The sequence below is a fragment of the Micromonospora sp. NPDC000089 genome, assembly GCF_042899365.1.
In the GTDB taxonomy this organism is placed as follows: domain Bacteria; phylum Actinomycetota; class Actinomycetes; order Mycobacteriales; family Micromonosporaceae; genus Micromonospora.
The window spans coordinates 247812-255044 of record NZ_JBIAZT010000010.1; the positions used below are offsets into that span (position 1 = coordinate 247812).

8 protein-coding genes are annotated in these 7233 nt (G+C 68.7%); all 8 read right to left on the minus strand.

Annotation, left to right across the window (positions count from 1 at the left end; all coding sequences use genetic code 11):
• Positions 1 to 2 precede the first annotated feature (2 nt).
• Positions 3 to 311: a 30S ribosomal protein S10 gene (rpsJ, locus tag ACFY3U_RS20200; protein WP_007073037.1), complete on the minus strand. Its 309-nt coding sequence runs from the start codon at positions 309 to 311 to the stop codon at positions 3 to 5.
• Positions 312 to 665: 354 nt separating this feature from the next.
• Entirely contained in the window at positions 666 to 1859 is a 1194-nt protein-coding gene (gene tuf / locus ACFY3U_RS20205) for an elongation factor Tu (protein ID WP_387203650.1), read from the minus strand.
• Positions 1860 to 2083: 224 nt separating this feature from the next.
• Positions 2084 to 4180 carry an elongation factor G gene (gene fusA, locus ACFY3U_RS20210; RefSeq protein ID WP_387203653.1) on the minus strand — a complete coding sequence of 699 codons (2097 nt, stop codon included), beginning with the start codon at positions 4178 to 4180 and terminating at the stop codon, positions 2084 to 2086.
• Between the two features lie 78 nt (positions 4181 to 4258).
• The gene (gene rpsG / locus ACFY3U_RS20215) at positions 4259 to 4729 is read right to left on the minus strand and encodes a 30S ribosomal protein S7 (RefSeq protein WP_088973247.1); all 471 of its coding nucleotides are present in this window, start codon (positions 4727 to 4729) and stop codon (positions 4259 to 4261) included.
• 1 nt (position 4730) lies between these two features.
• A complete protein-coding gene (rpsL, locus tag ACFY3U_RS20220; RefSeq protein ID WP_007465318.1) occupies positions 4731 to 5105 on the minus strand; it encodes a 30S ribosomal protein S12 in 375 nt (124 codons plus the stop codon).
• Positions 5106 to 5570: 465 nt separating this feature from the next.
• Positions 5571 to 5921 carry a hypothetical protein gene (locus tag ACFY3U_RS20225; protein WP_387203696.1) on the minus strand — a complete coding sequence of 117 codons (351 nt, stop codon included), beginning with the start codon at positions 5919 to 5921 and terminating at the stop codon, positions 5571 to 5573.
• Positions 5922 to 6158: 237 nt separating this feature from the next.
• Entirely contained in the window at positions 6159 to 6527 is a 369-nt protein-coding gene (locus ACFY3U_RS20230) for a hypothetical protein (protein ID WP_387203656.1), read from the minus strand.
• Between the two features lie 99 nt (positions 6528 to 6626).
• Positions 6627 to 7233: IS30 family transposase (locus ACFY3U_RS20235; protein WP_387203659.1), on the minus strand; the 607-nt coding region annotated here is incomplete at its 5' end.

Genomic DNA, 7233 nt, shown 5'->3' on the forward strand with positions numbered 1-7233 from the left:
CCCTACAGCTTGATCTCGATGTCGACGCCAGCCGGCAGGTCGAGGCGCATGAGCGAGTCGACCGTCTTGGGGGTCGGGTCGATGATGTCGATCAGCCGCTTGTGCGTGCGCATCTCGAAGTGCTCGCGCGAGTCCTTGTACTTGTGCGGCGAGCGGATAACGCAGAAACGGTTGATCTCCGTGGGCAGCGGCACCGGGCCCGCGACCTGCGCCCCGGTACGCGTCACCGTCTCGACGATCTTCCGCGCCGAGGAGTCGACGACCTCGTGGTCGTAGGCCTTGAGCCGGATGCGGATCTTCTGTCCCGCCATGGTGGCTTCTGTTCCTTCTCTCGATGCCGCTGTGTTGCGGGCACCCGTACCGGCTGGTACAGGTCCGCTTCGCCGACCCCCGCGGTCGGGCGTGTCGCGCCCTCTGGACGGGCTCCGCCCCGGACTGCCGGAGCGGCTCTCGCACCACACGGTGGGTCATTGACGCCGATCGCATCACAGCGATCCGGACGCCGTGCGAGGGTGGTTGACCGCCAGGGGCGATCAACCACCCTACGCGCGACTGTTCGTCTCCCGGAGGTCCAGCGTTCACCGGACGCAGGAGGCTAACCGTCGTTACGCAACCTGACTAGTATGCCGCACGGTCGCGACAGACGCTAATCGGGGTTACCTAGCTCACTTGATGATCTTGGTGACGCGACCCGCGCCGACCGTACGACCACCCTCGCGGATCGCGAACTTGAGGTTGTCCTCCATCGCGATGGGCTGGATGAGCTTCACGGACATGGTGGTGTTGTCGCCCGGCATGACCATCTCGGTGCCCTCGGGCAGCGTGACGACGCCGGTGACGTCCGTGGTGCGGAAGTAGAACTGCGGGCGGTAGTTCTGGAAGAACGGGGTGTGCCGGCCGCCCTCCTCCTTGGAGAGGATGTAGACCGTCGCCTCGAACTCCGTGTGCGGGGTCGTGGTGCCCGGCTTGATGACCACCATGCCGCGCTCGACGTCCTCGCGCTTGGTACCACGCAGCAGCAGGCCGACGTTCTCACCTGCGCGGGCGTCGTCCAGGGTCTTCCGGAACATCTCGATCGCGGTGACCTTGGTCTTGAAGCCCTTCTCGCGGATGCCGACGACCTCGACGTCCTCGTTCGGGAGCAGCACACCACGCTCGACACGGCCGGTGACGACCGTACCGCGACCGGTGATCGTGAAGACGTCCTCGACGGGCATGAGGAACGGCTTCTCGGTCTCGCGCTCCGGCTGCGGGATCGCGGTGTCGACCGCGTTCATCAGCTCGAGCAGCTTCTCGGTCCAGACCGGGTCGCCCTCGAGGGCCTTCAGCGCGGAGACCTGGACGACCGGCAGGTCGTCACCCGGGTACTCCTGCGAGGAGAGCAGCTCGCGCACCTCGAGCTCGACGAGCTCCAGGAGCTCCTCGTCGTCGACCATGTCGCTCTTGTTGAGCGCCACGACGATGTACGGCACGCCGACCTGGCGGGCCAGCAGCACGTGCTCGCGGGTCTGCGGCATCGGGCCGTCGGTCGCCGCGACCACCAGGATCGCGCCGTCCATCTGCGCGGCACCGGTGATCATGTTCTTGATGTAGTCGGCGTGACCGGGGCAGTCGACGTGCGCGTAGTGCCGCGCCTCGGTCTGGTACTCGACGTGCGCGATCGAGATCGTGATGCCGCGGGCCTTCTCCTCCGGCGCCTTGTCGATCTCGTCGAACGGCGTGTACGGGTTCAGGTCCGGGTACTGGTCGTGCAGGACCTTGGTGATGGCCGCCGTCAGCGTCGTCTTACCGTGGTCGATGTGACCAATGGTGCCGATGTTGACGTGCGGCTTAGTCCGCTCGAACTTAGCCTTCGCCACTGGTGTCCTCCTGTGGACTTCTTGGTTCGTTCGCCCCGGTGCGCCGGGTCGGCGCTTAGGACTCTGTCGACAGCCTTTCCGGCCTGACGGCCGGAGAGCCTTTGTGGGTTCTGCGGCGATGAAGCCTACAGGCCCGGATTCACACAACCCGACCGAGGTGGCCGCGGGCGGGGAGAAACCTCCCGCGACCAGCCCCGGATCATCAGGTCAGCTCGGGGTGAGGGTCACTCACCCGTCGCCTTGGCGATGATCTCCTTTGCCACGCTCTGCGGCACCTCGGCGTAGGAGTCGAACTGCATGCTGTAGCTAGCCCGGCCCTGGGTCTTCGACCGCAGGTCGCCGACGTAGCCGAACATCTCCGACAGCGGCACCAGGGCCCGGACGACGCGAGCGCCGCTGCGCTCCTCCATCGCCTGGATGATGCCCCGTCGGGAGTTGAGGTCGCCGATGACGTCACCCATGTTCTCCTCCGGAGTGGTGACCTCAACAGCCATCATCGGCTCGAGCAGCGCGGGGTCGGCCTTGCGGGCCGCCTCCTTCATCACCATCGAGCCGGCGATCTTGAACGCCATTTCCGAGGAGTCGACCTCGTGGTACTGGCCGTCCAGCAGCGTCAGCTTGACACCCACCAGCGGGAAGCCGGCGAGGATGCCGTACTGCATGGCGTCCTGGGCGCCCGCGTCCACCGACGGGATGAACTCCCGGGGGATGCGGCCACCGGTGACGGCGTTCGCGAACTCGTAGGTCGGCGCGTCGTTGCCCAGCGGCAGCGGCTCGACGCTCACGATCACGCGGGCGTACTGGCCCGAGCCACCGGTCTGCTTCTTGTGGGTGTACTCGATCTTGTCCACCTTGCGGCGGACGGTCTCGCGGTACGCCACCTGCGGCTTACCGATGTTCGCCTCGACGTTGAACTCGCGACGCATCCGGTCGACCAGGATGTCCAGGTGCAGCTCGCCCATGCCGGAGATGACCGTCTGGCCGGTCTGGTCGTCCAGCTTGACGCGGAAGGTCGGGTCCTCCTCGGCCAGCCGCTGGATGGCGGTGGAGAGCTTCTCCTGGTCGGCCTTGGTCTTCGGCTCGATGGCCACCTCGATGACCGGCTCGGGGAAGGTCATCGACTCGAGGATGACCGGGTTGGCCGGGTCGCAGAGGGTGTCACCGGTGGTGGTCTGCTTCAGACCCTGCACCGCGATGATGTCGCCAGCCTGGGCCGAGCCGCGCTCTTCCCGCTTGTTGGCGTGCATCTGGTAGATCTTGCCGATCCGCTCCTTGCGGTCCTTGGTGGAGTTGACCACCTGGGTACCGGTCTCGACCATACCCGAGTAGACCCGGACGTAGGTGAGCTTGCCGAGGTGCTTGTCGGTCTGGATCTTGAAGGCCAGCCCGGAGAACGGCTCGGACTTCGACGGCTTCCGCTGCAGCGGGGTCTCGCCGTCGGTGGCCGTACCCTCGATGGCCGGGACGTCCAGCGGCGACGGCAGGAAGTCGATCACGGCGTCGAGCATGGGCTGGACGCCCTTGTTCTTGAACGCCGAGCCGCACAGCACCGGGTTGGCCTTGCTGGCGATGGTGGCCCGCCGGATGGCGGCCTTGATCTCCTCGGCGGAGATCTCCTCGCCCTCCAGGTACTTCTCCATCACCGCGTCGTCGACGTCGGCCAGGGTCTCCATCAGCTTCTCGCGCCACTCCGCCGCGGAGTCGGCCAGCTCGGCCGGGATCTCCTCGATGGCGTAGTCCTCACCCTTCTGGGTCTCCCCGCGCCAGGTGAGGGCGCGCATGCCGATCAGGTCGACGACGCCGATGTGGTCGCCCTCGAGCCCGATCGGGATCTGGAGCACCAGCGGGGTGGCGTTCAGCCGGTCGATCATCATCTGCACGCAGCGGAAGAAGTCCGCGCCGGTGCGGTCGAGCTTGTTGACGAAGCACATCCGCGGGACGTGGTACTTGTCGGCCTGCCGCCAGACGTTCTCCGTCTGCGGCTCCACGCCGGCGACGCCGTCGTAGACCGCGACCGCACCGTCCAGAACACGCAGCGACCGCTCGACCTCGACCGTGAAGTCGACGTGGCCGGGCGTGTCGATGATCTGGATCGTGTGGCCCTTCCACTCACACTTGGTGGCAGCGGAGGTGATGGTGATACCACGCTCCTGCTCCTGCTCCATCCAGTCCATGACGGCAGCGCCCTCGTGGACCTCACCGATCTTGTACGTGATACCGGTGTAGAACAGGATCCGCTCGGTGGTCGTGGTCTTACCGGCATCGATGTGCGCCATGATGCCGATGTTGCGTACGTTGGCGAGCGCGTCTGCGGCGGCCACTTCAATCCCTACTTATCGTCGTCTCGACACAACTGGTGGCGGTTCCGGCGCCCACGACGGGCGCCGGAACCTCAGGTGTTACCAGCGGTAGTGCGCGAAGGCCTTGTTCGACTCGGCCATCTTGTGCGTGTCCTCGCGCCGCTTGACGGCGGCACCCAGACCGTTGCTCGCGTCGAGCAGCTCGTTCATCAGCCGCTCGATCATGGTCTTCTCGCGACGGGCCTTGGAGTACGTCACCAGCCAGCGCAGACCGAGGGTGGTCGCGCGGGCCGGACGGACCTCGACCGGCACCTGGTAGGTGGCGCCACCGACGCGGCGGCTGCGCACCTCGAGGGTCGGCTTGACGTTGTCCATCGCCCGCTTGAGGGTGACGACCGGGTCGGTGCCGCTCTTCTCGCGGCAGCCCTCCAGGGCGGCGTACACGATGCGCTCGGCGAGCTGACGCTTGCCCCGCAGCAGGATCTTGTTCACCAGCTGGGTGACCAACGGCGAGTTGTACACCGGGTCAGCGACCAGCGGCTTCCGCGGAGCGGGTCCCTTACGCGGCATGTCAGCTCTTCTCCTTCTTCGCGCCGTAGCGGCTGCGCGCCTGCTTGCGGTTACGGACACCCTGGGTGTCCAGCGAACCGCGGACGATCTTGTACCGCACGCCGGGGAGGTCCTTCACCCGGCCGCCGCGGACGAGCACGATCGAGTGCTCCTGCAGGTTGTGACCGACGCCGGGGATGTAGGCGGTCACCTCGATCTGGCTGCTGAGCTTGACGCGGGCGACCTTGCGGAGCGCCGAGTTCGGCTTCTTGGGGGTGGTGGTGTACACGCGGGTGCACACACCGCGCCGCTGAGGGGATCCCTTCAGCGCCGGGGTCTTGGTCTTGGTCGTCTTGGCCTGGCGGCCCTTTCGGACCAGCTGCTGAATGGTGGGCACCGGGTTTCTCCGCTCCCTTCGGCCGCCGTGAGGCGACCGCGCCGTCTGCTCGTAGCCGACCTGATGGGCGGCTCTCCTACCTTCCGACCGGACCCGCCCTGCGGCGGCTCCGGCACCCGCGGTCGGGCGTGTCGCCCCGATCGCGGTCCCGGTGTCGTCGCTCGCGCGGACACCGGGTTTCTTTCGCCGACACGCGGAACACCGCGGGCCAGGTTGTCAGCTGTGTCGTGCGGCAGCTCGATCACCGGATCACCGGATCCCGCGCACGCACGAGTTGCCCGGGCTGGCCCGGGCACAAGGGGAAAGAGTACCTACCACAGCCTCGCAGGTCAAAACGGAATGGCCCGGCGGATCTCAGATCCCCGCCGGCCGCGCCGCCCGCCTGCTCCCCCGTGATGGGCACCTACGTCTTCAAGTGTACCGGCTCCCCCGGCGAACGCCCCGCCACCCCCGGGGCGACCGGGGTCACGCCAGCTGCAGTACCAACGCCAGCCCCAGCCCGAGCAGGCTGAGCGCCAGCCCCACCGCGCCGCAGCCGATCCCCGCGGTGGCCAGCCCGCCCCCGGTGAACCGCACCGCCGGCGGCGGGGCCGGCCGACGGATCTGCCGGCGGGCCAGCAGCCCCGCGCCCACCGCCGCGGCGCCGGCGAGCACGCCCGGCACGGTGAAGGCGCCGGCGGCCCAGGCGCCACCGCGCCGCGCGCCCGCCACCCCGAAGCAGAGGACCACGATCGACACCAGGATCGAGCCCACCCCGGCGACCAGCGAGCCCACCGCCGGGCCGGAGGTGACCGGCGGCACGTCCAGCTCGACCATGCCGAACGGCGTGCCGGGCACCGGCTCGACCCGCCTCGGCGGGCGTGGCGGCTCCGCCGGCGGCGGGGGCGACGGCCGGTGGGCCGACCAACCGCCACCGGGCCCACCACCGGGATACGGCGCCGGTTCCGTCACAGGATCCTCCAGTCGGTCCGGTCCACCGCCGCGCGGTGCACACCGGTCAGGCTACCGCCGCGGCACACCGGGGACGCACGGCGCGAACGATCACCGGCCGCCTCAATCCACGTTCGGGTCGTAGTCGTGCCCGAACGGGGCATCGGCCAGCCGTACCACGCCGATCACCAGCAGGGTCACCACGGCCACCGCGACCAGCACCAGCCCGATCCGGGCCAGCCGCTCCCCCCGGCGCAGCCAGGCCGCGCCGGTCAGGAAACCCCCCGAGGCGTACGCCTCCCGCCGCGCCTCGCGGGCCAGCCGCAGCGCCACCGTGGCCGGCACCGCCCCGGCGACGAACAGGCCGGTGAGCGCCGCCATCAGGCCGAGCGCGAAGACCGCCCGGGCCTTCGTCGCCCGGGCCGGGTCGGGGTCGAGCGGGTGACGTGGCGGCTGGGGCACCACGGGCAGCTCCCCGGCAGCGGTCGTCATGCCACCATTCTGCCCGGCCGCGGGGCGTCCCGGCCGGCCACAACGGCGAAGGCCCCCGGCGGTCGGCGGATTCTCGGGGTCCTCGCAACACCTGATGGCTTAGGTGGTCGTCAGTAGATCACGCAGGCGCTCGGCTGGGGTTCGCCAGCCGAGCGTTTTGCGTGGTCGGCTGTTGAGTTGTTGGGCGACGTGTTCGAGGTCTTCGGGGCTGTGCACGGACAGGTCGGTGCTCTTGGGGAAGTACTGCCGCAGCAGGCCGTTGGTGTTCTCGTTCGATCCGCGTTGCCAGGGTGAGTGCGGATCGCAGAAGTAGACCGGAACTCCTGTGGCCACGGTGAACTGCTTGTGCGCGGCCATCTCGCAGCCCTGGTCCCAGGTCAGCGAGCCGCGTAGGTGCTCGGGCAGGGTTTGGATCAAGGGCACCAGCACGTCGCGGACCTCCTGCGCGGTGTGCCCGCCGGGCAGGTGCCCGAGCAGGACGTAGCGGGTGGAACGCTCGACCAGAGTCACGATCGCGCTCTCGCTGCGGGGGCCGACGATCAGATCGCCTTCCCAGTGCCCAGGAACCGCCCGGTCCTCGACCTCGGCAGGACGTTGGGAGATCATCACCATCTCGTCGACGAACCGGCTGGTGCGCTGGTCCGGACTGCGGTGTGGCTTGCGGCGGGTGCGCCCGGTGCGCAGTGCGACCGCGACCTCGCGGCGC

What these genes read in the sequence shown, in the direction of transcription:
- rpsJ (WP_007073037.1), bottom strand. Translation starts at nt 311, where the DNA reads ATGGCGGGACAGAAGATCCGCATCCGGCTCAAGGCCTACGACCACGAG.
- rpsG (WP_088973247.1), bottom strand. Translation starts at nt 4,729, where the DNA reads ATGCCGCGTAAGGGACCCGCTCCGCGGAAGCCGCTGGTCGCTGACCCG.
- ACFY3U_RS20225 (WP_387203696.1), bottom strand. Translation starts at nt 5,921, where the DNA reads ATGGTCGAGCTGGACGTGCCGCCGGTCACCTCCGGCCCGGCGGTGGGC.
- ACFY3U_RS20230 (WP_387203656.1), bottom strand. Translation starts at nt 6,527, where the DNA reads ATGACGACCGCTGCCGGGGAGCTGCCCGTGGTGCCCCAGCCGCCACGT.